Origin of the sequence: Streptomyces stelliscabiei (assembly GCF_014873495.1) — a bacterium.
Taxonomy (GTDB): domain Bacteria; phylum Actinomycetota; class Actinomycetes; order Streptomycetales; family Streptomycetaceae; genus Streptomyces; species Streptomyces bottropensis.
In genome coordinates this window covers 908,117-934,861 of the sequence record NZ_JADBGF010000001.1, presented here as the reverse complement: position 1 = coordinate 934,861, position 26,745 = coordinate 908,117, and the positions used below count along the sequence as shown (strand labels likewise).

Below are 26,745 nucleotides of genomic sequence, written 5' to 3'. Positions count from 1 at the left end.
AGGAAGCCGTCCGGCACGTGCCGGACGGCTTCCTCGGGCGTCCGCGCCGGTTTCCCCGCCGTCAGGGCAGCAGGCCCAGACGGCGGGCCGTCATGACCGTCTCCATCCGGGTGTGGCAGCCGAGCCGGCGCATCGCGCTGCGCAGATAGCTCTTCACCGTCTCGGCGCGAAGGCCGAGTTCGTCCGCCACGTCGGCATTGGTGCGTCCCAGCGCGACGCAGGACAGCACGTCGAGTTCGCGTGCCGAGAGAGCGCTCGGGGGGTGGGAGGCGGGGGCCCCGGTGCCGGCGCCGGCCAGTTTGTCGCACACTCCGACGACCCGGTCGCGCGCCTCGTCGTCCGGGAGTCGCTGGGCGAGGATGCGCAGCTCCGCGTAGGCCTCGCGGATCGTCTCCCACCGGGGGGACGTGGGACGCTCGGACCCCTCGGCACGCTCCGAGGAAGCGCGCAGGCCGTCGAGGCGGCGCATCACCTCGTCCCGCACCGCGAGGCTCTGCTCCAGATCGCGGGCGGCCCGCATGACCGAGTCGACGGTCCGGTCGCCGAGGGCCACGGACCGGCGGACCGCGCCGTACATGACCGCGCGCACCGTCCGGTTCACCACGACGGGCGCGGCCACGACGGCGTGGATGCCCTCCGCCGCGACCATGAGGTCGTAATGGTGGCTGATCTGCTTGCAGTTCGCGTAGTCGTTGACGGCGATGGGGCGGTGCAGGGCCACCACCTTGCCGCCGAGCCCCATGCCGAATCCGAGAGTCAGTCCGGACAGGGCATTGGTGTCGTTCCCCGTGAACTCGGTGAGCTGCGCGTGCCGGCCCCTGACGACGACGCCGCCGAAGGCGAGGTCCACTCCGGCGGTGTCCCGTAACGCCTGGACACCGCGTTTGACTTGGCGGTCGTCGTCCGGAACGGGGGGTGATGTCAGTGTCATTGCGGCTACCTCGATCTGCCCGGGGGCAGAAGTACGCCCCCTGCCCGCGTCGTGCGCGGGCCTCGTGCGGGAGTGGTGCGGTGTGGCGACTGATGTGAGCGTGTACCTGGGTGCTGTCCAAGAACAAGGAGCGGACAACGGCCCCGCGTCCACAGGGCCTTGGGCCACCATGAGGGAGAGCGGGTCCGTCCAGCTACCCCCGTGTGAGGGGGGTGCGCAGGCGACATACCCATGTGTACCGGGTCGAAGTCGAGCCGGGAACAACACGGTCCGGCAGGGTTGCGACCGTCCGGGGGTGTGCGTGCACGTGTCACCGCCGGACTGTGCTGACGCTTCGTCAACTACGTTTTCCTCGGAGGCTCTTGACGTACTTGAGACTTCTACAGAACTGTTCTTCCGACGACGGGGGAGTCGGCGCGTTCCCCACTGTCGGTCAGACAAGGAGTCGACCCGGTCGTGCTACCGGCGGAAGACAGCGAAGAGGCGGCGGCCGCCCGCGCCGCGGTCCTGGCTCTGCGCAGGGAGAGCGGGATGTCCGTCGCCGGGGTGGCCTGGGTCGTCGGGCCGGGGCAGCTCCGGATCGGCGAGACGAGCGGGGTGAGATCACGGGACCGCCGGGGGCTGTCCGTGCCGGCGGGTGCCGGACTGATCGGCAAGGTGCTGACGACCGGCCGGCCGGCGGCGGTGAGCGACTACCGGTCGGCTCGGCGGATCAGCCATGAGTACGACTCCTTCGTCTCGGCCGAGGGGGTGCGGGCGATGGCGGCGGCACCCGTGATCGTGGGAACCACGGTCCGGGCGGTGCTCTTCGTCGGATCGCGCGACGCGGTACGCCTCGGCGACCGGGTGCTGACGGCGGTGACGCGGGCGGCGCGCGATCTGGAGCAGTTCCTCGCGTGCCAGGAGCAGGTCCACCGGCTGCTGTCGGAGGCCAGGGCCGGCCGCGTCGGCACCGCGCCCCGCGACGACACCGCCTGGGAACGCGTCCACGAGGCCCATGCAGACCTCCTGGAACTCACCGCCGCCCTCGACGACGGACACCTCAAGGAGCGTTTCCACGAGGTGTGCCGTCTGCTGGAGCGGGGCTGCTGCTCCGAGGGGCCCGGGGAATCGGTGCCGGAGAGGCCGTCGCGGCTGTCTCCCCGGGAACTCGACGTCCTCACCGCGGTCGCCGCGGGCTGCACCAACCTCGACATCTCCGCCCGGCTCGACATCGGCCTGGAGACCGTGAAGGGCCATCTGCGTTCGGTCATGCGCAAACTGGGCACCACCACCCGCTTCGAAGCGGTCACCGCGGCGCGGCGCGCTGGCCTGCTGCCGTGACCCGGGCGGGTCCGCCGCTCAATCGGCCGCGGTTGCCCCGGCAGGACGCCGAGGCCCGGCAAGGTCCGCCGGTCCCGTCAGCTCCGGTGTGTGACGGCGACCCGCACGATCAGCGTGCCCCTGTTGTCCTCGGAGCAGGAGCCGGCGGCGTCGTTCATGCCCAGGTGCAGGGTGCCGTCCCCGGTGGCCACGAAGGTCAGCTTCCGTGCGACGGTGTGGACGGGGAACTTCCGGTCGCCGGTGAGGACGGCGAGGAGCGTGCCGAAGGGCGCCGCCGCCTTGACCTTGCAGTCCTTCGCGCCGTCGAGCCGCGCGTTGGTGGCCGCGTCGTAGCCGGCCGGTCCGGTCATGGGCATGTTGCGATGGTCGGCCGTCCATTCCCCCGACACGAAACGCACGGTGACCCGGTCGCCCCGCCGCACCGCGACTCCGGTCACCGGCTGCCAGCCGGTCGCCGACTGCACGACATGGCTGACGGTCGTCGTGGTCGGTTCCTTCTCCAACGGCAGCAATCCGGAGAGGAACAGACCGCCCGCACCACCCGCCGCCAGCACCGCCGTGCCGGCCAGGGCCCACCACAGACCTTTGCGTCCCGCCGGACGCGGCGAGGGCGCGGGCGACGAGGCGTGCCCGGCGGTCGGCACGGTCCGCCCGGCCCGGACGGGCCGTCCCTGGCCGCCGGTCACGGTGTCGGCGTCGGCCGACGAGGCGAAGGGGCGGGGGACACGCACGGTCGCCGAGGGCAGTGGCCCGGCGTCGGTCTCGCCCGCCGCGACGCGCCCCAGCGCGGCCCGCACGCCGGCCGCCGAAGGGCGCTCGCCGGGGGATTTGCGCAGCAACGCCTCGACGACCGGCCGCAGCGGGCCGAGCCGCTCCGGCAGGACGGGCTCCTCGTACGCCACGGCGTGCAGGGTCGCGGGCCCGCCCGGCCTGCGGAAGGGGGACTGTCCGCCACAGACCGTGGCGAGCGTCGCGCCCAGGGACCACAGGTCGGAGGCGGGGCCGCTCTCGGTCCCCGTCACCCGCTCGGGAGCCATGTACTCCAGGGAGCCGACCAGCTGGCCGGTGCCGGTGAGGAACTCGCCGTCGTCCAGGGCGGCGATCCCGAAGTCGGTGAGGACGGCGTCGTCGTCGCGGCGCAGCAGCACGTTGGCCGGTTTGACGTCGCGGTGCAGGGCGCCCGCCGCGTGCACGGCCTCCAGCGCGGCGAGCATCTGCAGCCCGAGGGCGGCCGCGTGCCGGGGGGTGAGCGGTCCGCCCTGGGCGATCCGGCCGGCCAGCGACGGCCCCGCGACGAGTTCCATGACGATCCACAGCCGGTCCTCCGCCTCGACCAGGTCATGGATGCCCACCACATGCGGGTGCGGTACCCGGGCGACCGCGCGGGCCTCCCGGACCGCCCGGCGCATCCGGACGCGGTGCTCCTCGTCGCCGTGGGTGAGGATGTGCAGTTCCTTGGCGGCGACGGGACGGTCCAGCAACTGGTCATGGGCGCGCCAGACCGTGCCCATACCGCCTCTGCCGAGAACCTCGTGGAGCAGATACCGGCCGGCGATCAGCCGTTCCGCACCGTGCTGCGCACGTGTCGCCGTCTGGTCGTCGCCGTGTCCGGGTGTCACGCGCTCTCTCACGTTTCCTTCCCGGCGGACGGGGCGTCCACCGGTGTCGTCGCTCGTTCGGTCCGTCGTCATGTGTTCGAACGGCGCGAGCATAGCGGAGAGTGAGGTCGTGGCGGCGTGTCAACTGCGGTGCCGGACAAGGTCTTTGAGGCGACGAGCGGAAGCGCGCAGGTCCGGGTCCGGGCGCACCGGGGCGCCCGGACCCGGACGGGTCAGCGGGGCTGTCGTGCCGCCGCTACTTCTTCCACGCCCAGTGCAGACGGTCGAGCCCGCTCTGGTTGTTGACCTTCAGGCTGAGGCGGGTGCCCGTGCCCTGGAGGGTGGTCAGCGAGTAGGTGTCGCCGTTGCGCAGGCCGGGCCAGTAGACCGAGCCGAGACGCAGTTCCCGGATGACGTCGGTGGCGGCCTGGATGTAGGCGACCTCGTTGGAGCCGTTGACCGGGCCGTTGTAGTCCAGGCCGGTCGTCATGGAAGCGCCGAACTCGTCCAGGATCGTGCGCGAGGCGCAGGTGCCGATGCGCTCCTTGAAGTCCGCCTTCCACTGGTCGACGCTGGTCCAGTCGGTGTGCCAGAAGCCGTAGTTGTGCAGGGCGATCCGGGTACCGTCGAGCCGCTTGTCGGCGCAGACCGGCTTGACGTCCTCGCTGTACTTGTAACCACCGATCAGGACCCGGTCGCGGGGGATGGAGCGGTGCTTGTCCAGCCAGCGGGCGGCCACGTCGCGCCACTCCTGGGAGGTGTAGCCGAACGGCTCGTTCATCGGCTCGAAGTACACCTGGCCGTTGTGGCCGTAGGCGGAGGTGATCCGCCGCCACATCCGGTCCCAGGTCGCCTGGTCGTCGATCTTGCCGTCCTTGGCGTTGTCGGCCTCCCAGTAGCCGAGGACGACCTTGAAGCCCTTGGCGGTGGCGGCGTCGATCGCGCCCCGGTACGACTTCCAGAAGGGGCCGTTCACGGAGGTGGGGTTGACCGGGAGGCGCACCGTGTTGGCGCCGAGCTTGGAGAACCCGCCGATGATCGCCTTGGACTTGGCGTAGGTCGTGGCGTAGCCGTCGGTGGTGGACAGGCCCGAGGGCACGACCGCGTCGTCGGCGTAGTTGTCACGCGGGTCGGCCCAGTTGACGCCGCGGAACTCGCTGACGGGCGGCGGCGAGGCGTGGTGGGGGGCGGCGGGAGCGGCGGACGCGGGGGAGGCGACGAGTCCGCCGAACGCCGTGACGCCGGCCAGCGACGCCGCGAGGCAGGCTGTCCCGCGATGGTTCTTTAGTGGCACCAGATCCCTTTCTGGGCAGTTGCGTCCGCGAAACCTGGAAGGGCAGGTCGGCGGATCTGTAACTCCCGCAAAGTAGAAGAGATCTCGAACAGAGGTCAACACATCTGCACACCAAATTTCATCAAGAACACAGAGCTAGGGGCCGCCCACGGCCAGCTCCGATCCGGTGAGCCGCACCCGGATGCCGTCCTCCTCCACCCGGACGTCCCGCAGACGCATGCTCCCGCGCTCCGGCTCGGGCAGTTGGAAGGACAGGGACAGCTGGTCGGCGAGGACGGGCCGGGTGAGCCGGGACAGAGCGTTCAGGAGGTTGGGGTCCAGGCCCAGGTCGCGCAGCAGAGCGGGGTTGTCCAGGGCGAGATCGATGAGGTTGAGGCTCCGGGCCTGGCGCGCGAACCGCGGTGAGCCGGTGACTTCGGCGAGTTCGCCGTCGTCGCTCAGGGCGGCGCGCGCGGTCGCGTCGGACACCCCCAGCCGCTTCACGATCGCCGGGACCGACAGCAGCGCCTTCGCCCTGCGGGTCTCCCGGGCGAGGCCGGCGGCCGCCTTCGGTGTCAGATGCAGACCGTCCGAGGCGCGCGTGCCGGGGCGATAGGTGGCAAGGTCCCCGATGTCCAGGCGCATGCCGCCGATCCGTGTGGCGATACCCCGCTCGCCCTCCCGCTGGATCGTGGCCTCGGCACGCAGCCGCAGATCACGTCCGGCGACCGGCAGGGTGCCGCGCGCCCGGACCCGGTCCCGGCCGTCACCGGTGAACGTCACCTGGGACGCGCCGAGTTCACGATTGAGGTCGGCGAACGACAGCAGCACATCGCCGTCGAGCCGCGGGACGCGGGCGCCGCGCACGGAGGTGAGGCCGTCGGCGTCCAGTCGTACGTCGTGGGCCGTGGCCGACACCTTCGCCAGCGACACCCGGTCGGCCGCCACGTCCGGCACGGTCACCCGCACCGAGTCGAGCCGCTTGCCGGCGAGTTGGGTGAGGAAGGGGAATCCGCCGATCTCCACCTCGGGTGCGGCGGCCAGGTCCAGCCGGTCCTCCAGGGTGTCCGCGGCCCGGTGTTCGGCGTACAACACGGCCCAGCGGTCGGCGAGGGTCACGAAGGAGGCGAGGACGACCATGCCCACCACCGCCTTCACCGCGAGGGGCAGCCCCGTGAATCGCCCGCGTCCGCGTCGGCGTCGGCCGCCGCGACGGTGAACGGGCGGAGTCCACTCCGGCTCCCGCTCGTCCCCCTGCCCGGTGGGCGCTCGGGTGGTGTCCTCGTCGAAGAAGTCCTCCAGCGAAGTCGCTTCCAGCGGGCCGTCGTCGAGGGTGCCGAGTTCGTCGTACGGGTTGCGGGGCGCGGTGGAGCGGTCGAGGGCCGGTTCGTGCGGATCTGTGCGGTGGGGGGAGCGCATCGTCTCATCCGAACATGTGCACCACCCCTGCCCGCAACTCGAACCCCGGGTATGCGATCTAGTTCACGATTGCGACGCGGCGTCGGCGCGGGCCCGCCACAGGTCGCGCAGCAGGGCGATCTCGGCCATGTGGTGGATGAATTCGAGGTTGCTCCCCGCCAGGACGCCCACGAACGGGTCGTGCGGGGCGGAGCCGTACGGATACTGCGAGAAGCCGATCGTGTCGAGTTGCTCGTCGGTCACGCCGGCGACGCTTGCGCGCCACCGGTCGACGACGGGCCAGAACCGGTCGAGTGCCGAGGCGGCGGACGGCTGGAAATCGACCGCCAGCCTCGGATCCTGTCGCCGTCCGCCGAAGGTCCACTCCCAGCCGCCCGCGAACTGGACGTGCAGGTGCGCCAGTCGCCACGCGATGGTCGTGACCGGCGTCCGGTCGGGCTCCGGGCTGCCTGTGTGGGCGAGCACCTCCTCGACCCGTTCGACGCTCACGCTCCAGTCCTCGGCGATCGCGGCGACGCTCATTCCGCCGGCGGCCTGCCGGGCGACCTCGGCGTACTCGCTCGCGGGGATGTCCGGGGCACCGAGGTCGAGCACCCACTCGCCGGGCCCGAACGCCCTGGGCGTCGTCGCCTCGCCCCGGCGCCGGACCGACCAGCAACCGGGCACCGGCTCCCACAGGTACTCCGCGTCGCCGAGCCCCGCCAGCCGTACCCGTGCCATCTCGTCGGCCTGGTCGAACTGGTCGAGCAGCAGCCCCAATCGGTCGCTCGGCGCACCCTGCCTCTCCATCTGCGGCTCCCTTTTCCGGTGGCGCACTTCGCTGTCACGCGCAGAGGGAAGCTAACGGCCTCCCTCACGAAGGGCGACCGCTTTTCCCGGGCACCCTGCGAGCGACTGTCACGCGATGTGCCTGTTCCCGTACAGTCCGTGCCGTACGTCCAGTCGTGCCGTACGTCCTCGACGGTTCAGGGAATCGGCTCAGCGGTCGATCAGGGGGAAGACAGATGGACACCGACGCCGGTCTCGGCGCTCTTCCGTACACTCCCGGGGCGGCAAAGCCGATCCCCGAGGCCGAGCCGGGGCTCGTGGAGCGGTGGCGGGCGGACGGAGGCGAACTGGTCGCGCTGCTGACCCAGGTGCGCGAACGGCTCGGCGGTGTCGCCGCGTTCCGTCTGGGCCCGGCACCCACCGTCCTCGTCACGGACCCGGCCGCGGTGCAACACGTCCTCGCCCGACGGCCGGAGCGGTACGTCAAGCGTTCGCACCGCGCCCGGCTGCTGATCGGCGACGGAGTGCTGGCCGCCACCGGCGCGGCGTGGCAACGGCAACGCCGCTTGCTGCAGGGCCAGTTCACCGGCACCGGGATGCGCCGCCACGAAGAGCGGATCACCGCCGCCGCCCGGACCACCGCGGGACGCTGGGACGCGTACGCCCGCACCGGGCAGACCTTCGACGTGGGCCAGGAGATGCGCCGCTTCGCTCTGGACACCATCTGGCGCTCACTCACCGGCCACCCCCTCGACGACGCCACCGAGCGCGAACTGGCAGCCGTGGACACCGTGGGAGCCGCCCTGCCGACCCTGCCCGCCGACGCCGACGAGGCCCGCGAAGCCGTCGCCGCCGATCTCGCCCGGATCGACGCGGTCGCCCGGCACGCCATCGAGGCCGCCCGCGGCGGGGCGGCAGGCCCACACGGCCCCGGCCTGCTGCACCTTCTGACCGACGCCGCCACCGAGCGCCCCGAGTACACCGACCGGCTGATCCGCGACGAGTTCGTCACCCTGCTCGCGGCCGGACACGAGACCACCGCGACCACCCTGACCTGGCTCCACCTGCTCCTCGACCGGCACCCCGAGGCCCGCGAACAGGCCCTCGCCGCCGGCGCCGAGGGCTCGGCCGAGCGCCGCCGGGCCATCCAGGCCCTGATCCACGAGACGCTCCGGCTCTACCCGCCCGCCTGGATCCTGCCCCGCCACGCCGCCGAGGACGACATCCTCGCCGGCCACGCCGTCGAGGCGGGCACCGACCTCCTGGTCTGCCCTTACCTCACCCACCGCGACCCTGAACCGTGGCCGGACCCGGAGCGCTTCGACCCCCGGCGCTTCACCACCCCGAACGGCCGCCCGACCCACCCGGGCGCCTACTTCCCCTTCGGTATCGGCCCCCGCGCCTGCCTCGGTCTGCAGTTCGCGCTCCGCGAGTCGACCGTCCTGCTGGAACACCTGTTGCCGGCCCACGTCCCGGCCTTCCGCTCCACCCCCACCACCGCCGTGTTCGGCATCACCGTCCGCCCCGACGGATCCAGCCCCGCGGCACTGGGCCCGTCCCTGGGCTGACCACTTCGGCTTCCGCCAGCTCCGAGTCCCGATCCCTCACCTGGGAGGTCAACGCCGTCCTCACCCACTGGCTGCGCCACTTTCCCGACAACCAGATCTCCACGGGCCGACTGCCGATGATCGTCCCCGTCGCCGAGGGCGGCTACGGCTACGACCGCACCCCCGGTCGGAACGCGGCGTGGAAGGCGGTGCCGGCCTGGGCGCGGACGGCAGGATCGACCTGGCTGTGCGGATTCCCTACAACACGGAGGCCGAGATGGTCTACCGGGCGCGGGCGGGTTCGTACGGCTTCGACGCGGGGTGAGGTGCGGGGCGGTGAGTCCCGGAGCGGCTCTTTCCCTGATCGTGCGAAACGCGACGCGGGTGGAGGACCGGGGGCGGGAGTACGAGGATCATGGTGCCGCGTGAGTATCTGGCCGGGACGGACGGCGAGGAGCCCCCGCCGGGGCGGACTCCATCGACCCGGCGACGTGGACGACGACCTCGTCCACGGACTCGCCCCGCGGGTCCGCGTCGACGGCGTAGCCTGCGGCGGCATGGACACCGCTCCGCGGCGGCCCGAGGCCCTGGCCCCCGGTCGCGCGTTCTCGGCTCGTCCGCGCGAAAGCGCGCCGATGCCTCGCGGTCCTCGGTGTTGCCGACCATGACCACTCGCGACGCCCGCCCCCCGACGCTCGATGAGGAGCCGCTCGTGACCACACCTGAAGCGACGAGACCGCACCCGCGCAACTCGGGTCTGCGGGTCGACCTCAACCCGGCCGCGGCCGTCGCGTACAACGCCCGCCACCACGGCGACTCGGTCGTCATCCGCTACGCGGGCGGCGATCTCACCTACGCCGAACTCGACGACAGGGCCGCCCGACTGGCCACCGTCCTGGCCGACGGCGGCATCGGCGACGGGGACCGGGTCGCCTACCTCGGCCTCAACAGCGGCTCCTTCGTCGTCACACTTCTGGCCGCCCACCGGCTGGGGGCGGTCTACGTCCCGGTCAACTTCCGCCTGGCGGCAGCCGAGTTGGAGGCCGTCCTCGTCCGCAGCGGCGCCACCGCCCTCGTCTGCGAGGAGGGGCACCGAAAGAGCGTGGACGCGGTACGCGAGCGGACCGCCCTCACACGCTTCCTCCTGGTGGACGACGACCCCGAGGTGCCGGCCGGGAGCGCGGCGGGCTGGGAGCCGTGGGCGTCCCTTCTCGCCGCCGCCGCACCCACGTCCTCCGTCGCCGCCAAGTACGCCGACGACCCGGCGATCCTGATGTTCACCTCCGGCACCACCGGCACACCCAAGGGCGTGGTCCTCACCCACGGCAACGTCTTCTGGAACGCCGTGAACGTCGACCTCCGACTCGACACCCGCCGCGGGGATGTCACGTACGCCGTCGCTCCGCTGTTCCACATCGGCACCCTGAACAGCTTCGTGCTCCGCACCCTGGTGCGCGGGGGGACCGTGGTCGTCAGACGCGCCTTCGACCCGCGGACGTGCCTGGACGACCTGGTCACCCACCGGGTCAACTCCCTGTTCGCCGTCCCCCAGATGTTCGCCGCCCTGGCCCGGCAGCCCGGCCTGTTCGACCAGGATCTGAGTCGTCTGCGGTCGATCGTGGTCGCGGGCGCCCCGGTGCCGCCCGCGCTCATCGAGCAGTACGCCGACCACGGGGTGGTGCTGCAGCAGGCGTGGGGCCTGACCGAGACCGCCCCCTTCGCCACGCATCTGCCGGCCGAGCGGACCCGGGACAAGCTCGGCTCCGCCGGCATCCCCATGCCGTTCACCGAGGTCCGGGTCGTGGACATCGTCACCCACGCGCCGCTGGGACCGGGGGAACCGGGGGAGATCGTCGTACGTGGCCCGAACGTCACGCCGGGCTACTGGAACGACCCGGAGGCCAACCGGGCGGCCTTCGACGACGAGGGGTGGTTCCATTCGGGCGACATCGGCCACCTCGACGAGGACGGCTGTCTGTACATCGTCGACCGGCTCAAGGACATGATCATCAGTGGTGGCGAGAACATCTATCCGGCGGAGGTCGAGCGGGCGCTGGCCCCCATGCCGGGTGTGGTCGACATCGCGGTCGTCGGGGTCCCCGACGAGGAGTGGGGCGAGACCGTACAGGCCGTCATGAGCGTGGACGGCACGACGGACGTCACCCTGGAGGCCGTCCACGCGTACGCGGCGAAGACGCTGGCCGGCTACAAACTGCCCCAGCATCTGACGATCGTCCCGGCCGTCCCGAGGAACGCCTCCGGGAAGCTGGACCGGACCGGCGTGCGGCGACTGCTCGACGAGGCGGACTGACGTCCCTCGGGGAGCGGATCTGCCCGTCACGGCATGCGGCGCAGGAGACGGTCGCGGTCGATCAGCCGGTGCTTGAGCACGAGAGCGACGTGCGCCGCGAGGGCGGCGTAGAGGGCGGCCTGGGCGGCGATGTGCGGGACGAGCAGGGTCCTCGCCCGAGAGGAGCAGGGCGACACCGGTGACCGGGACGGCGAACGTGGCCGTGTACAGGGCGGTCTCGGTGCCGTGCGCGAGGCGTCGCTCCCCCGGGGTGAGGGCGGGCGCCCACGGGGGCAGGGGCGTGGCGAGGCGCCAGGCGAGGCGGGCGGCGCCGAGCAGGAGGACGGTGGCGCCCGGCAGGACGTGGACGGTGAGCAGCGCGTCGTCACCGAAGGGCTCGTACGCCTCCTCCCCGCCCCTGCCGCGACCTCGCCCGAGGACATTCCCCCAAGTTGCCCCATCGGCGGACGTGCGCCCACCTCGACACGGGGGAGCCGGCCCGTGGGTGCGGTGCGAGGTACCGGTGGGCCGGGCTCCCGTCACGCTTTCGTACGGGTCAGAAGTCGTCCGGAGTCCTGACGCGTTCGCGGACCCAGACGCCCGCGGGCTTGAGGGGGGACGTGCCGGTCCACGGGCCGTTGGCGGTGCAGGTGCCCTGCTTGAAGACGGCACCGGAGCGTTCGTCGTCGGAGTAGTTCCAGTTGGCCCAGCTGATCTTCTTGGCCGCCATCAGATCCAGGTAGCGCTGCGACATGGCGAAGTCGTTCGCGCCCTCGCCCGCGTAGTTCTGGGTGCCGAACTCCGTGACGAACACGGGTATGCGGTCGGCCGCGCGGGAGAGGGTCTGGAGGTAGTCGTCGCGGTGCGAGGACGCGTAGAAGTGGAAGGTGTACATGATGTTGGCCGCGTTCACCGGGTTGTCGACCACCTCGGACTCGTTCGCGCCGTCCGACACGCCGAGTGAGGACCAGGCGCGGGTGCCGACCAGGATCGGGGTGTTCGGGTCCTTGGCCCTGATGACGGGGATCAGCTGCTCGGCGTAGCTCTTGATGCGGGACCAGCTCACTCCGCTGGGCTCGTTCGCGATCTCGTACAGCACGTTGTTCTTGTCGCGGTGGCGCTGGGCGATCTCGGAGAAGAAGGTCTTGGCGCGGGCGAGGTTGTGGTGCGGGTCGCCCGGGTCGAGCATGTGCCAGTCGACGATGGCGTACATGCCGCGGGCCGTGGCCTGTTCGATGGCGGCGTGGACCAGGTCGGTGAAGCGGCGCGGATCGGTCTCGTAGCCGCCCTCCTGGACGTACATGGAGACGCGCAGTACGTCGGCCCGCCAGTCGGTGGCGAGGGCGTTGAGCGAGCCGTTGGTGACGCAGTTGCTGTACCACTGCAGGCCGTGCGTGCTCATCCCTCGCAGCTGGATCGTTTTTCCTTGCTGGTTGCAGAGCTTGGTACCGCACACCTTGAGCTGTCCGTTGGCGGCGACGGGGGTGACTGCTTTCGGGGCTGTGGGGCCGGCCTGGGCGGTGCTGGGGGTCAGAACGAGGCCGAGAAGGAGCAGCACGGCGACGAGCGGAACATGTCGTGCCGGTCTCATGGGGGACTCCTGGCGGTCTGTGGCCGACCGGCGGTCACCGATCGGTCAGTCGGGGAACACAACTGGTAGGAAACTTTCCTAACAGAAAGGGAATTATCAGTTGGTCCGGACCTTTGCAAGAGATCTGACAAGACCGCCGCACGCGCTTCGGCGTCGATGACGCACGCGAATTCGGCCACGTCGGGCGGATGGGTCGCCTGTCCGTGGTTCTGAGCCGCGGTCTTTGGTGACGCGCTGACGCAGGTCTGGGGAGGGACGTCGTGCGTCGACAGGCGCTCGGGTGAGGGGTGTTCGCGGCCGTGCGGTATGTGCCCGACGGTCGGGGGGCGGTGCTAGGCCGGGTCGGCGTCGAGGCCGTTGACCAGGCCGCGTAGGAGGGGGCCGTACTCCGGGTGGGAGAGGGCGAAGGCCATCTGGGCGACCAGGTAGTCGGCGGGGTTGCCGGTGTCGTACCAGCGGCCCTTGATGACCTGTCCGTAGACCGCGCGGGTGGTGGCGTAGGCGTTGATGGCGTCGGTCAGGTAGACCTCGCCGGTGCGGTGCTCGTACCAGCGGCGGGTCTGCTCGCGCAGTTCGTCGATGATGCCGGGGGTGACGACGTAGCCGCCGATGGCCGCGTACGCGGAGGGCGCGGCGGCGGGCTCGGGCTTCTCCACCAGGCCGGTGATGCGCAGCTGGCCGTCGCCGAGATCCTCCTTGACTATGGGCACGCCGTAGCGCTGGGACTCGGTGGGGTCCATCGGCAGGAGGGCCAGCACCGGGCAGCCGGTCTGTTCGTAGGCGCGGATCAGCTGCTGGGCGCGGGGGGTCTCGGCCACGAAGACGTCGTCGGGCCAGAGCACCAGCACCGGTTCGTCGCCGAAGGCCCGGGCGGCGTTGAGCACCGGGGTGCCGTTGCCGTACGGGCCGTACTGGTCGAGGTAGGTGATGTGGCCGCGCCGGGCCAGCTCCGCGACCTCCTCCACCGCGTCCGCGTAGGCCGTCTTGCCGTCCTCGCGCAGCTGCTCGACCAGGGCGGGGTTGGGGCGGAAGTGGTCCTGGATGAGGCTCTTGCCGCCGGAGACGACGATGGTGATGTCGGTGATGCCGGAGTCGACCAGCTCACGGACCGTGTGCTCGATGACCGGCTTGTCGCCGACGGGGAGCATTTCCTTGGGCGTCGCCTTCGTCAGCGGCAGCAGACGGGAGCCGAGGCCGGCGGCGGGGATCACAGCCCTGCGAATCGTCGGGGACATCATGTCTCTCTCGGTCGAGCGGCACACCGCGCCGGTTGGCGGGGCGACCCGGGCGCACACGGTCGCGCGGCTCCGGGAGAAAGCCTACCCAGGCACTTCCGGGGCGCCACGTGCGCCGTCCCCGCCGCGCGGCGGGGACGGCCACACCCGCGCTCGCCGCGCCGTCGACGAGGTGCTCAGCTCCGTGGTGCGGGTGACGGGCGTCTGGCCGGTGGCTCGAGGTCGACGACGACGGGGCCGCGCACCGCGGGAGGCCGTCCGTCACCGGCCGTGTTGTGCAGCAGTGCCCCGGCCACGGCCCGCGCCTTGGTGACCGCCCGGTCCGCCACCGGCCCCGCGTGACGCCCGCGTACGGCGACGGTCCACAGTTCCAGCCAGCGATCGAAGTGCTCGGCGCGCAGCGGGCTCCTGGCGTGCAGGTCGCGGTGTGCGCGCAGGGCGTTGCGGCGGTAGACACCGGGGGTGAGCAGGGCGCTCTCCCAGAAGTCGGCCATGACGGGCAGATGGGTGGCCATGTCGACGCGGGCCACCTCCGTGAAGAGCCGTCCGATCAGCGGGTCGTCGAGGACCACGTCGTAGAACGCCCGCACCAGGCGCTCCACGTCCTCGCGGCCCGCGATGTCGGGGAGTCGCTCCTGCGGGCCGTCGGCCGGCAGCCGCCGGTCGTCGTGGGTCATGTGGTTCCTCCGGGGGCGTACGGCCACGGCCGGCGTCGGCTGCTTTCCGTCGTGTGCGAGCTGTGCGCGGCGTGCGAGGAGCCGCCGTGGGTCTGCCATGCCTACTCGCCGAGCCAGAGGTCGGGGCCGAAGACCTCGTAATGCACGGCGGACGGGTGCAGTCCCTTGGCGAGCAACTCGCCCCGCATCAGGCGCATGAAGGGCAGCGGGCCGCAGAGGTAGGCGGTGGTGTCGGGGGCCAGGGTCAGGTGGTCGAGCGTGGCGCGGCCGGCGTGGACGCGGGCGCCGGGTGCGAGGTGGGCGTCGTTCTCGTACCACAGGTGCAGATCGGCGCTGGTCAGACGGCTGACGAGGTCCGCCTGTTCGTCACGGTGGACATGGTCGAGGGGGCTGCGGTCGGCGTGGACGACGGTGACCGGGCGGGAGGAGGAGGTGAGGGCGAGATGGTCGAGCATCGACAGCATCGGGGTGATGCCGATGCCGGCGGAGGCGAGGAACAGGGGCGTGCCGGCCTCGGGCGGTACGAGGTCACCGGCGGGCAGTGAGACGTCCAGGAGGTCGCCCACCTCGGCGTGGGCGTGCAGCCACGACGAGACCTCGCCGTCGGGCACGTAACCGTCGGCGGCCCGCTCGCGCTTGACGGTGATGCGCCAGGTCTTGTGGTCGGGTGCCGTGGACAGGCTGTACTGGCGTATCTGGTGGGCGCCGTCGGGCAGTTCCACCCGCACACCGACGTACTGGCCGGGGCGGAACGGCGCGGTGGGGCGGTCGTCGGTCCGGCGCAGGACCAGGGAGACTGCGTCAGGGGTCTCCTGGTGCCGCTCGGCGATCTCCATACGCCGCCATACGTCGCCGTCCTCCACACCGGCCTCGGTGTACAGGCGGGCCTCGATGGCGATCAGGGCGTTGGCCATCAGCCAGTAGACCTCGTCCCAGGCGGCCGCGACCTCGGGTGTGACGGCGTCACCGAGGACCTCGGCGACCGCGCCGAGCAGGTGGCGTCCGACCAGCGGGTACTGGTCGGCGGTGATGCCGAGCGAGACGTGCTTGTGCGCGATGCGCGCGAGGACGGCGTCCGGGCGGTCCCCGGGCCGCTCGACCAGCAGGGTGGCGAAGGCCGCCACCGAGCCGGCCAATGCCTCGCGCTGGGCGCCGGTCGCCTGGTTGGTCCGGTTGAACAGATGCCGCAGCAGCTCCGGACGCTCCTCGAACATCCGCCTGTAGAACAGCTCCGTGACGGTGGTCAGCGAGGCCCCCACCACGGGAAGCGTCGCCTTGACGACGGGGGCCGACTGCGCGGAAAGCATCAGACACACTCCTGGACCTGATCGAGGTTCGATCGAATTGGTTTGAATTGGTAGGCAGGATGCATATTTTTGATCGCGCGTCACGCGAACAGTTCGGGCCGCGGGTGCTGCTCGCTACCGCGGCCGTCAGCCCGGTGGGGCGCCCAGTGCCAGCAGTATCGGCCCTGTCGGTGACGCCACCAGATCGCCGACGGTCACGCCGTTGAGCGAGGAGTAGAACGCCTCCTGTGCCTCGCGCAGCGCTCGGCGCAGCCGGCAGGCGCCCGACAGGGGGCAGGGCGTCTCGCCTTCGCACACCACGGCTTCCCGGTCCCCCTCCAGGGTCCTGACCAGATTCCCCACCGGGGTGCTCCGGCCCGCGTCGGTGAGGGACAGTCCACCGTTGCGCCCGCGCCGCGCCTCGATCACCCCGAGGTGCTGCAACTGCGCGATGGCCTTCGCCATGTGGGTGTAGGGGACGTTCATGGAGTCGGCGATCTGCCTCGTGGTCAGCAACTCCTCGCTGTCCACGACGGCCAGGCGCATCACTGCCCGCAGTCCGAGATCCGTGTATCTGGTCAGCCTCACGGCAGCACTCTAGCAATGTTGCATCTGAGATACCTATTTGAAAGGGAGTGGTCTGCGTCTCCTCGGCCGTGCGAACTCGTGTCCGGCATCAGCGGTCCGAACTCCGGCCTTGCGGACAGAAGTTGACCGCAAAGCTCCGTACGGTCGTGTCATGACTCAGACGCAGAAGCTCCTTGTGACCGGCGCCACCGGAACCGTCGGCCGTCAGGTCGTCGCCGAACTCCTCGCCCGTGGCCACGCGGTCCGGGCCCTCACCCGGGACGCGTCCACAGCCGACCTCCCGGCCGAGGTCGAGGTCGTCCAGGGCGACCTGGCCCAACCGGACAGCCTGATCCCGGCCCTGGACGGCGTGACCGGCGTTCATCTGATCACCTTCGGCGGTGCCTACTTCGCTCCGCTGGAGACCGGCCCGCGGATCCTGGAGCTGGCCCGCGCGGCCGGCGTGCGCCGGGTCACCGTGCTGCACGGTGGCGGACCGACTCCACTGGAGGACGCGGTGCGTGCCGATGAGGGTGTGGACTGGACCGTGCTCATGCCGGTCGAGTTCATGGCGAACGCCCTGGAGTGGGCTGACGGGATCGTGGCCTCGGACGAGGTCCGCGAGCCGTTCGTCTCCAGGCTGAGCGCCATGGTCCACGAGGGCGACATCGGCGCCGTCGCCGCGGTCGCGCTGACCGAGGAGGGCCACGCCGGCCAGGAATACGTCATCACCGGTCCCGAGCTGCTGACCGTCGGCGACAAGGTGGCCGCGATCGCCGCCGCCCGGGGCCGGGAGATCGCCCTGACCGAACTCACCGAGGAGCAGGCCGTCGCGCAATGGCGGGCGGCGGGCCACCCGGACGAGGTGATCGGCTTCCTGGTCGAGGCGTACGGCAACACCCCGGAGGTGGGCCGCACGGTCGTCGACACCGTGGAGAAGGTCACCGGCGACCCGGCCCGCACTTTCGCCCAGTGGTCCGCGCGGCACGCGGACGTGTTCAGGCCGGCGGCGTCCGCGTGACCTGACACGCGCAGCGCGACCCCGGCCGGCATACGGGTGCGGAGGCAGCGGACGGACGGTCTCGCTGGACCGCAACGGGGCGAGAACGGCGAACGGTGGGGCGCGCGGTGCCCAGGCGACGGCGGCGGAGACGGTGACCGCGGCCAGGAGGTAGGGCGTGTCAGGCAAGGCATGGCGCGGCCTCCCGCCGGTGGAGAGGTGACGGACCAGCAGCCCGGCGGTGAACAGGGCGAAGGCGGCCGGGAGCAGTTGCCCCGGAGGGGGAGCCTGGCCGCCACTTCCGCCGACAGGGCGCAAGGCGGCCGGCTGGGTACGGCCCACACAGCCCCCTCCCGCTGGACGCCGGACGGGAGCCCGCGCTACCTGACGGACCGTCCGGACAGACGTTTCACCTCACGGGAGGCCTCGCGGGCCGCCCGCTCGGCCCGGGACACCTCGTCGGCAGCCACCGCACAGCGTTCCTCCGCCTCCTGTCGGTCGTGGTCCGCCCGTTGCCGGTCCTCCCGAGCCTGCCGCAGTCGCCGCTCGGCGGCGGACACGTCGTCCCCCGCCCGGTCGTGCCGTTCACGCGCCCGTTCCAGCAGTGCTTCGGCCTCCGTCCGTGCGGTGCGCAGATCGCGCAGCCGGCGCTCGGCGGCCTCGGCCGCCTCACGGGCCCGGCCGAGCTGCTCCTCCTTCAGGCGGCGCCGCTCGGCGACCTCGTCCTTCGCACGGGACCGCGCGGAAGCCGGCGGATCCACCGCTCGGGCCCGTGCGCGGGGTGGGGCGGCCGGCGCGGTCGCGGGGGCCCGCCCGGGAAAGCCCGTCGGCGGGGTGAGGGCGCTCTCCAGCCGACCGGTGGCCCACCGGTCGGCTGCCTCCTGGTCGGCGAGGACGGCACGCAGGGTGGCCTCGACGTCCCGCCGTACCGGCTCCGACAGCCGGTGACCGGCCTCGGCGGCCAGGGCGGAGGCCTGCCCGGACATGGCCGCGACGATGCTCCGGCGCTGCTCGGACAGAGCCTTGATCCCGTCGGCGTCCAGGCTCTCGTAGGCCTCGCGCAGCGCACGCCCCAGCTCCAGGAACCGCCTGCACTCCTCCGGTTCGGAGCGCCGCAGCAGGTTCACCGTCCAGGCGGCGAGGGAGGGGCGCCGGGCGGCATGGAGGCGACGCGCGTCCTCCGCGCGTCCGTCGGTCCTGGCCTCCAGCGCCAGCTCCTCGCGGCGGGAGACGAAGCGCGCGGGCGGCGTGGCGTAGAGCTCGTCGAGCGCCTTTTCCACGTCGTGGCCCTCGCCGCCCCGCGCACCCTTACGCGGCATGGTCGCCGAGGGTGCCGTCGGGGAGTGTCTCGCGCAGTCGCCGGGCCTCCTGGAACCAGCGGTTCGTGCGGCCCGCCAGGACTCCGCCCAGGGGCGGCTCCGGAGTGGAGAGGGGCGCAGAGACTCCTGCCGCCACCGCTTCCCGCCCGCCGAGGTATCGCCGCCTGCCCGCGCCCATACGCCTCTCCCAGCCCGGTGCCATCGACCGTGTCATCGATTCCGCAGAGTATCCGAACCATCACGTTCGGCCACCCGTCGTGACCGTGGCTCAGCCGCCCGCCCGCGTGGCGCCGTCGGCGCGGCCACCCGGGCCCAGCAGGCCGGTGGGGTGCAGCGGCTGCTCCGCTTCGAGACGGGGGAGGGCGCGGCGGGTGGCGCGCAGGACGACGGGCGGGATCGCGGCTCGGGTCAGCTGCGTCAGACGCAGCCAGCGGGGGACGTAGACGGCGGTCCGTCGCTGTTCCACCGCGTGGGTGAGGCGGGCGGCGACCGTCTCGGTGGGGTGGACACGCCGGGCCGGCGGCGGCATGTGGGCGCGTAGCTCCCGCATGGTCACGTAGTGGTCGGCGTCGCGGATCAGCTCGGTGTCGGTCCAGCCGAGATAGGCGATGCCCACGGCCACACCGTGCTGGGCCGTCTCGGCGCGCAGGGTGTGGGCGAAGGCCTCGACGCCGGACTTGGAGGCGCAGTACGCGCTCATCATCGGGGCGGCGCCGATCGAGGCCAGCGAGGCGATCTGCAGGTGGTAGCCGGCGGTCCGTATCAGGTCCGGCAGGAAGGCCCGGGCGGTCTGGGCGCTGCCGATCAGGTTGACGTCGATCACCCGGCGCCAGGTGTCGGGGTCGGACCGGGCGAAGGGGCCGCCCTCGGCGATGCCCGCGTTCGCCACCACGACCGAGGGCGGCCCCAGGCGGCTACGGACGGCTTCGGCCGCGTCGTCGAGCGCGGCGTCGTCGGAGACGTCGGCGCGGATGGCCAGCGCCTCGCCGGGGAGGGCGGCGGCGGTCGCCCTCAGCGCCGGTTCGTCGAGGTCGAGGAGGGCCAGCCGCGCGCCTCGCCGGGCGAGCGCGTTCGCCAGTGCCGCTCCGATGCCGCGTGCCGCGCCGGTCACCACGACCGTGCGGTCCTTGAGGGGGCTGTCGTTCACGGCTGGTCCCTTCCTGTCCGGTCCTGCCTGCGGCCGGTGCGGTCCCGGTGGGCGAGGACGCGTTGGGCGCGGGTGAGCCCGGGCAGCCGGTGTCGGCGCAGTGCCGCGCGGGCGGCGTTGGCGCCGGGCGCGCCGTGCACCCCGCCGCCGGGGTGGGCGGAGGCGGAGGCGAGATAGAGGCCGTCCACGGGGGTCTCGGGGCGGCCGGTGCCGGGGGCGGGGCGGAAGAACAGCTGCTGGTGCAGGGCCGCGGTGCCGCCGTTGATGGCGCCGCCGTGCAGATTGCGGTCGAGTGCCTGGAGGGCGGGCGGCGCCAGCACCCGGCGGGCGCGGATCCGCGAGCGGAACCCCGGCGCGAACCGTTCCACCTGACGTTCGACGCGGTCGGCCATCACCTCCTGCTCCGTGCTGCTCCAGGCGCCCGTCAGTCCCTCGTCGCCCGCGTCGGACTTGATGACGTGCGGCACGTGGGTGTACGCCCAGGCGGCCTCGGTGCCCCGGGGCGAGCGGGAGGGGTCGGCGGTCGTCATCTGGCCGAACAGGGCGAAGGGGCGGTCGGGGACCTGGCCCATGGCGATCTGCGCGGCGCAGCGGGTGAGTTCGTCGACGCCGTCGGCGAGGTGGACCGTCCCGGCCCGCGCCGCCTCCTCGGCGCGCCAGGGCACCGGCCCGTCGCAGGCCCAGTCGACCTTGAAGGTGGCGAAGTCCCACTGGAAGCGCTTCAGGTCGGCCATCAGCTGGGACGGGAGGTGTTCCGCGCCGACGAGTTCGCCGTAGAGGGCCGGCGCGGACACGTCCGCCAGCACGGCGCGGCGCGCGGCGACCTTCTCGCCGTCGGAGGTGAGGACCCCGGCGGCCCGTCCGTTCCGTACCAGGACGCGGCTGACCCGATGCCCGCAGCGGACGCTGCCGCCACGCGCCCTCAGCCGGCTGACGAGGGCCGCCGTCAGGGCGCCCGCGCCACCGGCCGGCACGGGAAAGCCGTAGGTCTGTCCGAGCATGCACAGCAGCCAGCCGTAGCCGCCGCTGCCGGCGGCCTCCGGCGCGAGGTCGGCGTGCAGGGCGTTGCCGGCCAGCAGCAGTCTGCCGCCCTCGCCGCGGAATTCCTCCTCCCCCATGCGGCGGACCGGCGCGACCAGGGTGCGGGCCATCCGCAGGCCGCCGGCCGCCTTCAGCCTGACGGCGAGACGGGCGGTGGCGCGCACCGGCGGGAAGGGGGTGAACAGCGCGTCGACGATGTCGGGGCCGAGGTCCTCCCAGGTGGCGTGCAGGCGTTTCCAGGCGTCGCCGTCGCCCGGGTGGAAGGCGTCGAGGGAGGCGGCGGTGGTGTCGATGTCCCGGGAGAGCACCGCGCACCTGCCGTCGCCGAGGGGGTGCGCCAGGACGTGCGGCGCGTGGCTCCAGCGCAGGCCGTGTTCGTCGAGGCCGAGCCGTGCCAGGACCGAAGAGGCGGCGGCGAGGGGATAGAACGAGCTGAACAGGTCGCTCGCGAAGTCGGGGTCGACCCCCCTGTCGTGGCGCACCGCGCCGCCGGGTTCCGGCTGTTCCTCCAGGACGTCGACGCTCCATCCGGCGTCGGCGAGCAGGTTGGCGGCCACCAGCCCGTTGGGGCCGGCTCCGATCACCACCGCGTCAGGCATGGCCGCCGGTGCCGTGGCCCGCGGCCCTGCGCCGCGCGTGGAGCTTCGTGGGCTGTTCGGCCTCGCTCCGCGCCTCGGCGTCGCCGTCCTCGGCGCGCGCCTCGCAGATCCCGGCGAGCCGGGCGAGCATCGCGCGGTGCCGGAGCTGGATCAGTGCCTCCACGCCGACGTTGTGGAGCGCTCCGCCCACTCCCTGCAGCGGGTGTTCGTCCGCGATCACCAGGCAGTACGGTCCCCAGGGGCGGAGCCGGAGGGAGATCCGCGCCGTCCCCAGCACACCCGCCCGCGCCTCCAGTCCCAGTTCGGAGCCCTCGTCGCAGTACCGGACGACGGTCTCGTTGCTCAGGCGCAGCGGGCCCACCCGGATCTCGTACTCGATCGCCGAGCCCACCTGCGGCCAGTGCCCCCGCACCGGCTCGGAGGCCGACGTTCCCACCACCCACTCCGCGTACCGGGTGCCGTCCGCGAGGACGGCCCAGACGACCTGCGGACTCACCTTGATCAGACGATGCCGTACCGCCATGACACACCTCCAGCCGGTCCCGCCCCGGTCGACGGCCGAGTGCCCGGCCCGAGGGGATCCACACCAGGTCAAGGAGCGGGCGCCGCGTCGACCGGTCCCGTTGCCCGATCGGATGCCGAGGTCTGCCCCGAGGGACCTTCTCGAACGCGTCGGCGCCGGTGTACCAAGAAAGGTCGAGTCGTTGATCATGGAAGAGGACTGTCAGTGCGGACACGCGGTAGCGACGAGGCGAAGGCCGTCCGGGTCCCCGCCGTCACGACGACGGAAACGCCCGCGCGGCGGGGGCCGGATCTGTCGTCGCCGCAGGGGCTGCTCGCGCTCCAGGGCACCACGGGCAATGCCGCGGTCGTCCAGTTGCTGCGCCGGGCCGGCCATTCCTGGGCCCAGGAGGAGCACCGGCACGGTGCCGACTGCGGACACCAGGGTGCCGCGGAGCCCACCGTGCAGCGCTCGGCCGTGCACGACGTGCAGCGTTCGGCCGTCCACGAGGTGCTGCGCGCCCCCGGCCAGCCCCTGGACAGTGCCACCCGCACGGACATGGAGGCGCGGCTCGGCGCCGACTTCTCCGACGTCCGCATCCACGACGACAGCGCGGCGAAGGCGTCCGCCGCCGAGGTCGGCGCCCGCGCCTACACATCCGGCAGCCATGTGGTCATCGGCGACGGCGGCGCGGACAAGCACACTCTCGCCCACGAGCTGACCCATGTCATCCAGCAGCGTCAGGGTCCCGTCGCCGGCACCGACGACGGCGGCGGGCTGAGGGTCTCCGACCCCTCCGACCGCTTCGAGCAGGCCGCCGAGGCCAACGCGCGCAAGGTGATGTCCGGCCCGGCACAGCCCGCCGTGCAGCGTGCGACGGACTCCTCCCGGGCGCCGGAGGAATCGCGCGGCGCTCACGGTGCACCCTCCGGTGCCTTTGTTCAGCGGGTACTCGGCGACCCGCAGGAATTGTTCCAGGAGGATCACTGGAAGAACAAGATGACGGAGGCGGGGCACTCGCTGCTTCCGCCCAAGGCGCCGAAGAAGAAGGGCAAGGGTGCCGCACCCGCGAAGCGGAAGCTGGAGGATGTCCTGCACACCGTGGGGCCCGCTCTCCTGGCTGAATTGGCCGAGCGGAGCGGAAAGGGAGAGACCGGGCGCCTGAAGCTCTACAGGTCGATGTTCACGAGCGAGGCCGTCGCCATCATGGAGTGGAAGGGACGGGGAAAGGCGGCCGAGACGGAAGAGTGGATGAGGACCGAGAGCAAGAACCCCGTCGGGATCGCGAAGCGCTATCGCGAGACGGAGGCGGGGGGCAGCGGCCCGATCGGCGCCATGCCCGTGAAGAACCACCTCGGTGACATCGGCCAGGCCGACGAGTACTTCAAGGACGAGGATCAGCAGGTGATGATGGAGTTCACCCTCAAGGAGGGCGCGCATGATTACCTGTTCCACCCGAATTACATGGCGATATCCGGAGACAAGGGCACTCCTTATCACATCAGGAAGACCCGTGAAGAGGAGACCGGGAGTACCTTCCCGCAGGCCGCGGCCGGCGAAGGGGCACTTCCGGGCTATATCGGCCTGAAGCCCGAGAAGAAAGAGCCGTTCAGCCTTTCGCTCGGGGACACCGACATCACGCGCCTGCTCTTCCAGTTGTTCGTCGAGGACGTGCAGCCGGTGAAGGGCGGCCAGAACCTGTAGCCGACCGGCCGGGAACGGCCGGGTGACGGATCCCTCATGGATCACCCGCGTGCGGTGGTGGACCCGCCACCGCACGGGAGTCGATCGTGGACGGCATGAGTGATCACCCCAGTGACGTGCCCGTGGGCGAGGAGGCCGGAGAGATCCGCCGGTTCGCCGAGGCGCTCGGTCTGCCCGGTCTGATCGACGTCCACACGCACTTCATGCCCGAGCGCGTCCTGCGCAAGGTGTGGGAGTACTTCGACGCGCTCGGACCGCTGACCGGCGGAATGGAGTGGCCGATCACCTACCGCCAGGAGGAGACGGAACGGGCGGACCTGCTCCGGGCCTTCGGCGTGCGGGCGTTCACCTCGATGCTCTACCCGCACAAGCCGGGCATGGCCCGCTGGCTGAACGGCTGGGCGGCCGGCTTCGCCCGCCGCACCCCCGACTGTCTGCACACGGCCACCCTCTATCCCGAGCCGGACACCGCCGCGTACGTCCGGGAGGCCGTCGAGGCGGGAGCGCGCGTCTTCAAGGCGCACGTACAGGTGGGGGCGTACGACCCGGCCGACCGACTCCTCGACCAGGCATGGGGGTTGCTGGCCGAGGCCGGTGTCCCCGTGGTCATCCACTGCGGCTCCGGGCCCGCGCCCGGCACGTACACCGGCCCCGAGCCGATCACGCGCGTACTGGCGCGCCATCCCCGGCTCCGGCTGGTCGTCGCGCACATGGGGATGCCCGAGTACGAGGAGTTCTTCGGACTCGCCGAGCGGTACGGGGAGGTGCGGTTCGACACGACGATGGCGTTCACCGACTTCAGCGAGCGGTTCATGCCGTTCCCCCGCCGGGCCCTGCCGCGGCTGGCCGCCCTCGGTGACCGGGTCCTCCTCGGCTCCGACTTCCCCAACATCCCCTACCCGTACCTCCACCAGCTCCACGCCCTGGAGCGCCTGGGCCTGGGGGAGGAGTGGCTGCGGGCGGTGTGCCACGACAACGCGGCAGAGCTGTTCGGGCTGTGACCGGCAAGGCGGCGGCGGGTCCGCGCGGAAAGCGGCGGCGGGTCCCCACGGAAGAGGTGCGCGGTCGGACTTGATAGGCAAGTGGTCGCTTGCCTATGGTGGAGGTGTGGCCGACGACCTGTTCAAAGCCCTGGCCGACCCCACCCGCCGGACCATCCTCGACGAGCTGACCGAGAAGTCCGGACAGACACTGTTCGAGATCTGTTCGCGGCTGACCATGAAGCACGGGCTCAACAGCTCGCGCCAGGCGATCTCCCAGCACCTCGCCGTGCTGGAGGCCGCCGGGCTCGTCGAGACCAGGCGGGAGGGCCGCTACAAGTTCCACGACCTGAACACCGCCCCGCTGCGGCAGATCACCGAGCGGTGGCTCATGCCCGACCCCTCCGGACCGCAGGAGAGCACCTCATGAAGATCCGTCTGACCAGCGTCTTCGTCGACGACCAGGCCAAGGCCGAGCACTTCTACACCGAGATCCTCGGCTTCGTGAAGAAGCACGACGTCCCGCTGGGCGAGAAGGACCGCTGGCTGACCGTCGTCTCGCCGGACGAGCCCGACGGCACCGAACTGCTCCTGGAGCCCGCCGGACATCCGGCCGTCAAGCCCTACCGCGACGCACTCGTCGGGGACGGCATCCCGCTCGCCCAGTTCGCCGTCGACGACGTGCGGGCGGAGTACGAGCGCCTGCGCGGCCTGGGCGTGCGCTTCACCCAGGAGCCGCTGGAGATGGGCCCCGTCACCACCGCCGTCCTCGACGACACCTGCGGCAACCTCATCCAGATCGCGACCCAGCCGCAGTAGGAACCGGCAGGGTGCGGGCGCGGCGGCCCGCCGCGCCGCGCCCCTACGTCGCCTGCCGCCGCCGCACCATCTCGGCGATCCAGGCCGGCGCGAACGGCGATGTGCAGCCCGGAGAGGTCGGATAGTCCCTGAGCACCTCCAGGCGCTCGCCGATGTCGATCGCACGGGCTCGGTGCTCGGCGTGTTCGATGCCGATCTGCGCGAGGCAGTGGTTCATCGCCCACTGCAGGCGGTCCGGGGCGGCCTTCATCCGTGCCTCGACGACGTCGAGCAGCCCGGGGAGGTCGAGGCCCTCGGGCCTCCTCGCCACCCGTTCGGTGGTGAGCGCCCAGCCGGCGCTCGCGACCACGGGGTCCGGATCGGCACACCACGCCAGGCGGAGTTCCTCGGCGTGCGGGCTCTTCTTCACCACGTGGTTCACGAGCCAGTCGTGCACCTTGGGAGTGCGCGCCTCGCGCAGCATGGAGTCCAGCTCGTCCCGCCCGAACGCCTTCGGGCGGCAGATCAGGAGCGCCAGCAGCCTCGCCGCGCCGTCCCCCGTCGCCCACAGCCGGCACGCGAGATCCTGTTGCGTCCTGAGCCGCTTCGCGAGGGTCCGCAGGCTGCCGAGGTTCACACCGTGGTCGTCGCCGTGCCGCTCGTTGACCTCGCGCGCTCTCGGGTCGTCGAGCGCGGCCAGCTCGGCCATCACCTCGGCGACCGTCTTCCCGGTCCGCGTCGTCTCGGTCACCTCGGTCTCCCGTCCCTCACGTGGCGGATGCACCCTACCCGTGGCGCCGTGAGGAACTCGGCGGTCAGCTTGATGAAATCGTCCGTGTACGCCGAGAACGCGGTGTCCCACTGCTGGAACGAGGTCCAGCTCGCGGGGCCCGCGTTGCTCCCGTCGTCGTCCCGGGCCTCCATGGAGGCGAGCTGGTCGCCCCGGAACAGAGTGGGGACGGACAGGCCGCCGGTGCCGCCCGAGGCGTTCGCCAGGACCGGGATGTCGTAGCTGATCAGATCGATCCGCCACGGCACACCGCGGGAGAACCTGGCCTCCGGTGTCGCGTTCACCCCAGGCCCCCGCCTAGCCTGATCGAGAAAGTATCTGTCAATGCGAGAGAAACTTTCGAAACGGCGAAAGGACCCG

General features: G+C 71.9%; 27 protein-coding genes. 9 read left to right on the top strand and 18 right to left on the bottom strand.

Features of this window, described 5'->3' with window-relative positions:
• Positions 1-61 precede the first annotated feature (61 nt).
• On the bottom strand, positions 62-931 hold the full coding sequence (locus tag H4687_RS04080; RefSeq protein WP_179860213.1) for a helix-turn-helix transcriptional regulator: 870 nt from the start codon (positions 929-931) through the stop codon (positions 62-64).
• Positions 932-1,387: 456 nt separating this feature from the next.
• Between H4687_RS04080 and H4687_RS04075 the strand changes: the two genes are divergently transcribed.
• Positions 1,388-2,254, top strand: a complete 867-nt coding sequence (locus H4687_RS04075) for a LuxR C-terminal-related transcriptional regulator (protein WP_046920147.1) — start codon at positions 1,388-1,390, stop codon at positions 2,252-2,254.
• 77 nt (positions 2,255-2,331) lie between these two features.
• Here H4687_RS04075 and H4687_RS04070 read toward each other — a convergent pair whose 3' ends face one another.
• The 4 genes from H4687_RS04070 to H4687_RS04055 all read right to left on the bottom strand — a co-directional run bounded on the left by H4687_RS04070 (position 2,332) and on the right by H4687_RS04055 (position 7,333).
• Entirely contained in the window at positions 2,332-3,873 is a 1,542-nt protein-coding gene (locus tag H4687_RS04070) for a serine/threonine-protein kinase (RefSeq protein WP_050398565.1), read from the bottom strand.
• A 235-nt stretch (positions 3,874-4,108) separates the two neighbouring features.
• Entirely contained in the window at positions 4,109-5,146 is a 1,038-nt protein-coding gene (locus H4687_RS04065) for a glycoside hydrolase family 5 protein (RefSeq protein ID WP_050398566.1), read from the bottom strand.
• Between the two features lie 135 nt (positions 5,147-5,281).
• Positions 5,282-6,544, bottom strand: a complete 1,263-nt coding sequence (locus tag H4687_RS04060; RefSeq protein WP_046913686.1) for an LmeA family phospholipid-binding protein — start codon at positions 6,542-6,544, stop codon at positions 5,282-5,284.
• Between the two features lie 63 nt (positions 6,545-6,607).
• Positions 6,608-7,333, bottom strand: a complete 726-nt coding sequence (locus H4687_RS04055) for a DinB family protein (RefSeq protein WP_046913685.1) — start codon at positions 7,331-7,333, stop codon at positions 6,608-6,610.
• A gap of 215 nt (positions 7,334-7,548) precedes the next feature.
• Between H4687_RS04055 and H4687_RS04050 the strand changes: the two genes are divergently transcribed.
• The 3 genes from H4687_RS04050 to H4687_RS04045 all read left to right on the top strand — a co-directional run bounded on the left by H4687_RS04050 (position 7,549) and on the right by H4687_RS04045 (position 11,170).
• Complete coding sequence (locus H4687_RS04050; protein ID WP_046913684.1) at positions 7,549-8,880, top strand: cytochrome P450; 1,332 nt, start codon at positions 7,549-7,551, stop codon at positions 8,878-8,880.
• 178 nt (positions 8,881-9,058) lie between these two features.
• Positions 9,059-9,184, top strand: coding sequence for a hypothetical protein (locus H4687_RS47410; protein ID WP_257035083.1), 126 nt, complete (start codon positions 9,059-9,061; stop codon positions 9,182-9,184).
• A 339-nt stretch (positions 9,185-9,523) separates the two neighbouring features.
• The gene (locus H4687_RS04045) at positions 9,524-11,170 is read left to right on the top strand and encodes an acyl-CoA synthetase (protein WP_225966592.1); all 1,647 of its coding nucleotides are present in this window, start codon (positions 9,524-9,526) and stop codon (positions 11,168-11,170) included.
• Between the two features lie 26 nt (positions 11,171-11,196).
• Here H4687_RS04045 and H4687_RS04040 read toward each other — a convergent pair whose 3' ends face one another.
• The 6 genes from H4687_RS04040 to H4687_RS04015 form a co-directional block, all read right to left on the bottom strand.
• Positions 11,197-11,346: a hypothetical protein gene (locus H4687_RS04040; protein WP_159026082.1), complete on the bottom strand. Its 150-nt coding sequence runs from the start codon at positions 11,344-11,346 to the stop codon at positions 11,197-11,199.
• Between the two features lie 359 nt (positions 11,347-11,705).
• Complete coding sequence (locus H4687_RS04035) at positions 11,706-12,740, bottom strand: glycoside hydrolase family 5 protein (RefSeq protein ID WP_046913683.1); 1,035 nt, start codon at positions 12,738-12,740, stop codon at positions 11,706-11,708.
• A 332-nt stretch (positions 12,741-13,072) separates the two neighbouring features.
• A complete protein-coding gene (locus H4687_RS04030) occupies positions 13,073-13,975 on the bottom strand; it encodes a UTP--glucose-1-phosphate uridylyltransferase (RefSeq protein WP_046913687.1) in 903 nt (300 codons plus the stop codon).
• A 176-nt stretch (positions 13,976-14,151) separates the two neighbouring features.
• Entirely contained in the window at positions 14,152-14,652 is a 501-nt protein-coding gene (locus tag H4687_RS04025) for a group III truncated hemoglobin (RefSeq protein WP_046913682.1), read from the bottom strand.
• Positions 14,653-14,753: 101 nt separating this feature from the next.
• Positions 14,754-15,959, bottom strand: a complete 1,206-nt coding sequence (locus H4687_RS04020) for a globin domain-containing protein (RefSeq protein WP_046913681.1) — start codon at positions 15,957-15,959, stop codon at positions 14,754-14,756.
• Between the two features lie 126 nt (positions 15,960-16,085).
• Positions 16,086-16,526 (bottom strand): RrF2 family transcriptional regulator, encoded by a 441-nt coding sequence (locus H4687_RS04015; protein ID WP_078907295.1) that lies wholly within the window; start codon positions 16,524-16,526, stop codon positions 16,086-16,088.
• A 151-nt stretch (positions 16,527-16,677) separates the two neighbouring features.
• On the opposite strand from H4687_RS04015, the gene H4687_RS04010 reads away from it, so the two are divergent.
• Positions 16,678-17,526, top strand: coding sequence for an NAD(P)H-binding protein (locus H4687_RS04010; protein ID WP_046913679.1), 849 nt, complete (start codon positions 16,678-16,680; stop codon positions 17,524-17,526).
• A gap of 359 nt (positions 17,527-17,885) precedes the next feature.
• Here H4687_RS04010 and H4687_RS04005 read toward each other — a convergent pair whose 3' ends face one another.
• From H4687_RS04005 to H4687_RS03985, 5 genes are all read right to left on the bottom strand, one after another.
• Complete coding sequence (locus H4687_RS04005) at positions 17,886-18,824, bottom strand: hypothetical protein (protein ID WP_046913678.1); 939 nt, start codon at positions 18,822-18,824, stop codon at positions 17,886-17,888.
• Positions 18,814-19,002, bottom strand: a complete 189-nt coding sequence (locus H4687_RS04000) for a hypothetical protein (protein WP_046913677.1) — start codon at positions 19,000-19,002, stop codon at positions 18,814-18,816. Before H4687_RS04000 ends, H4687_RS04005 begins: the two co-directional genes overlap by 11 nt.
• 90 nt (positions 19,003-19,092) lie before the next feature.
• Positions 19,093-19,971 (bottom strand): SDR family oxidoreductase, encoded by an 879-nt coding sequence (locus tag H4687_RS03995; RefSeq protein ID WP_046913676.1) that lies wholly within the window; start codon positions 19,969-19,971, stop codon positions 19,093-19,095.
• Positions 19,968-21,611 (bottom strand): phytoene desaturase family protein, encoded by a 1,644-nt coding sequence (locus tag H4687_RS03990; protein ID WP_050398567.1) that lies wholly within the window; start codon positions 21,609-21,611, stop codon positions 19,968-19,970. Before H4687_RS03990 ends, H4687_RS03995 begins: the two co-directional genes overlap by 4 nt.
• The gene (locus tag H4687_RS03985) at positions 21,604-22,134 is read right to left on the bottom strand and encodes an SRPBCC family protein (RefSeq protein WP_046913764.1); all 531 of its coding nucleotides are present in this window, start codon (positions 22,132-22,134) and stop codon (positions 21,604-21,606) included. The genes H4687_RS03990 and H4687_RS03985 overlap by 8 nt, the downstream gene beginning before the upstream one ends.
• Before the next feature lie 204 nt (positions 22,135-22,338).
• Here H4687_RS03985 and H4687_RS03980 point away from each other — a divergent pair, with 204 nt between their 5' ends.
• The 4 genes from H4687_RS03980 (at position 22,339) to H4687_RS03965 (ending at position 25,616) form a co-directional block, all read left to right on the top strand.
• Positions 22,339-23,817: an eCIS core domain-containing protein gene (locus tag H4687_RS03980; RefSeq protein WP_046913765.1), complete on the top strand. Its 1,479-nt coding sequence runs from the start codon at positions 22,339-22,341 to the stop codon at positions 23,815-23,817.
• A gap of 95 nt (positions 23,818-23,912) precedes the next feature.
• On the top strand, positions 23,913-24,818 hold the full coding sequence (locus H4687_RS03975) for an amidohydrolase family protein (RefSeq protein ID WP_046913779.1): 906 nt from the start codon (positions 23,913-23,915) through the stop codon (positions 24,816-24,818).
• A 106-nt stretch (positions 24,819-24,924) separates the two neighbouring features.
• The gene (locus H4687_RS03970; RefSeq protein WP_005474121.1) at positions 24,925-25,227 is read left to right on the top strand and encodes an ArsR/SmtB family transcription factor; all 303 of its coding nucleotides are present in this window, start codon (positions 24,925-24,927) and stop codon (positions 25,225-25,227) included.
• Positions 25,224-25,616 (top strand): VOC family protein, encoded by a 393-nt coding sequence (locus H4687_RS03965; RefSeq protein WP_046913766.1) that lies wholly within the window; start codon positions 25,224-25,226, stop codon positions 25,614-25,616. The genes H4687_RS03970 and H4687_RS03965 overlap by 4 nt, the downstream gene beginning before the upstream one ends.
• A 43-nt stretch (positions 25,617-25,659) precedes the next feature.
• Here H4687_RS03965 and H4687_RS03960 read toward each other — a convergent pair whose 3' ends face one another.
• On the bottom strand, positions 25,660-26,304 hold the full coding sequence (locus tag H4687_RS03960; protein WP_199813391.1) for a DNA alkylation repair protein: 645 nt from the start codon (positions 26,302-26,304) through the stop codon (positions 25,660-25,662).
• 38 nt (positions 26,305-26,342) lie between these two features.
• Positions 26,343-26,669, bottom strand: a complete 327-nt coding sequence (locus H4687_RS03955) for a hypothetical protein (RefSeq protein WP_233443457.1) — start codon at positions 26,667-26,669, stop codon at positions 26,343-26,345.
• Positions 26,670-26,745: the final 76 nt, after the last annotated feature.

What these genes read in the sequence shown, in the direction of transcription:
- H4687_RS04080 (WP_179860213.1), bottom strand. Translation starts at nt 931, where the DNA reads ATGACACTGACATCACCCCCCGTTCCGGACGACGACCGCCAAGTCAAA.
- H4687_RS04060 (WP_046913686.1), bottom strand. Translation starts at nt 6,544, where the DNA reads ATGCGCTCCCCCCACCGCACAGATCCGCACGAACCGGCCCTCGACCGC.
- H4687_RS04055 (WP_046913685.1), bottom strand. Translation starts at nt 7,333, where the DNA reads ATGGAGAGGCAGGGTGCGCCGAGCGACCGATTGGGGCTGCTGCTCGAC.
- H4687_RS04050 (WP_046913684.1), top strand. Translation starts at nt 7,549, where the DNA reads ATGGACACCGACGCCGGTCTCGGCGCTCTTCCGTACACTCCCGGGGCG.
- H4687_RS04045 (WP_225966592.1), top strand. Translation starts at nt 9,524, where the DNA reads ATGACCACTCGCGACGCCCGCCCCCCGACGCTCGATGAGGAGCCGCTC.
- H4687_RS04035 (WP_046913683.1), bottom strand. Translation starts at nt 12,740, where the DNA reads ATGAGACCGGCACGACATGTTCCGCTCGTCGCCGTGCTGCTCCTTCTC.
- H4687_RS04030 (WP_046913687.1), bottom strand. Translation starts at nt 13,975, where the DNA reads ATGTCCCCGACGATTCGCAGGGCTGTGATCCCCGCCGCCGGCCTCGGC.
- H4687_RS04025 (WP_046913682.1), bottom strand. Translation starts at nt 14,652, where the DNA reads ATGACCCACGACGACCGGCGGCTGCCGGCCGACGGCCCGCAGGAGCGA.
- H4687_RS04020 (WP_046913681.1), bottom strand. Translation starts at nt 15,959, where the DNA reads ATGCTTTCCGCGCAGTCGGCCCCCGTCGTCAAGGCGACGCTTCCCGTG.
- H4687_RS04010 (WP_046913679.1), top strand. Translation starts at nt 16,678, where the DNA reads ATGACTCAGACGCAGAAGCTCCTTGTGACCGGCGCCACCGGAACCGTC.
- H4687_RS04005 (WP_046913678.1), bottom strand. Translation starts at nt 18,824, where the DNA reads ATGCCGCGTAAGGGTGCGCGGGGCGGCGAGGGCCACGACGTGGAAAAG.
- H4687_RS04000 (WP_046913677.1), bottom strand. Translation starts at nt 19,002, where the DNA reads ATGGGCGCGGGCAGGCGGCGATACCTCGGCGGGCGGGAAGCGGTGGCG.
- H4687_RS03990 (WP_050398567.1), bottom strand. Translation starts at nt 21,611, where the DNA reads ATGCCTGACGCGGTGGTGATCGGAGCCGGCCCCAACGGGCTGGTGGCC.
- H4687_RS03985 (WP_046913764.1), bottom strand. Translation starts at nt 22,134, where the DNA reads ATGGCGGTACGGCATCGTCTGATCAAGGTGAGTCCGCAGGTCGTCTGG.
- H4687_RS03975 (WP_046913779.1), top strand. Translation starts at nt 23,913, where the DNA reads ATGAGTGATCACCCCAGTGACGTGCCCGTGGGCGAGGAGGCCGGAGAG.
- H4687_RS03965 (WP_046913766.1), top strand. Translation starts at nt 25,224, where the DNA reads ATGAAGATCCGTCTGACCAGCGTCTTCGTCGACGACCAGGCCAAGGCC.
- H4687_RS03960 (WP_199813391.1), bottom strand. Translation starts at nt 26,304, where the DNA reads ATGGCCGAGCTGGCCGCGCTCGACGACCCGAGAGCGCGCGAGGTCAAC.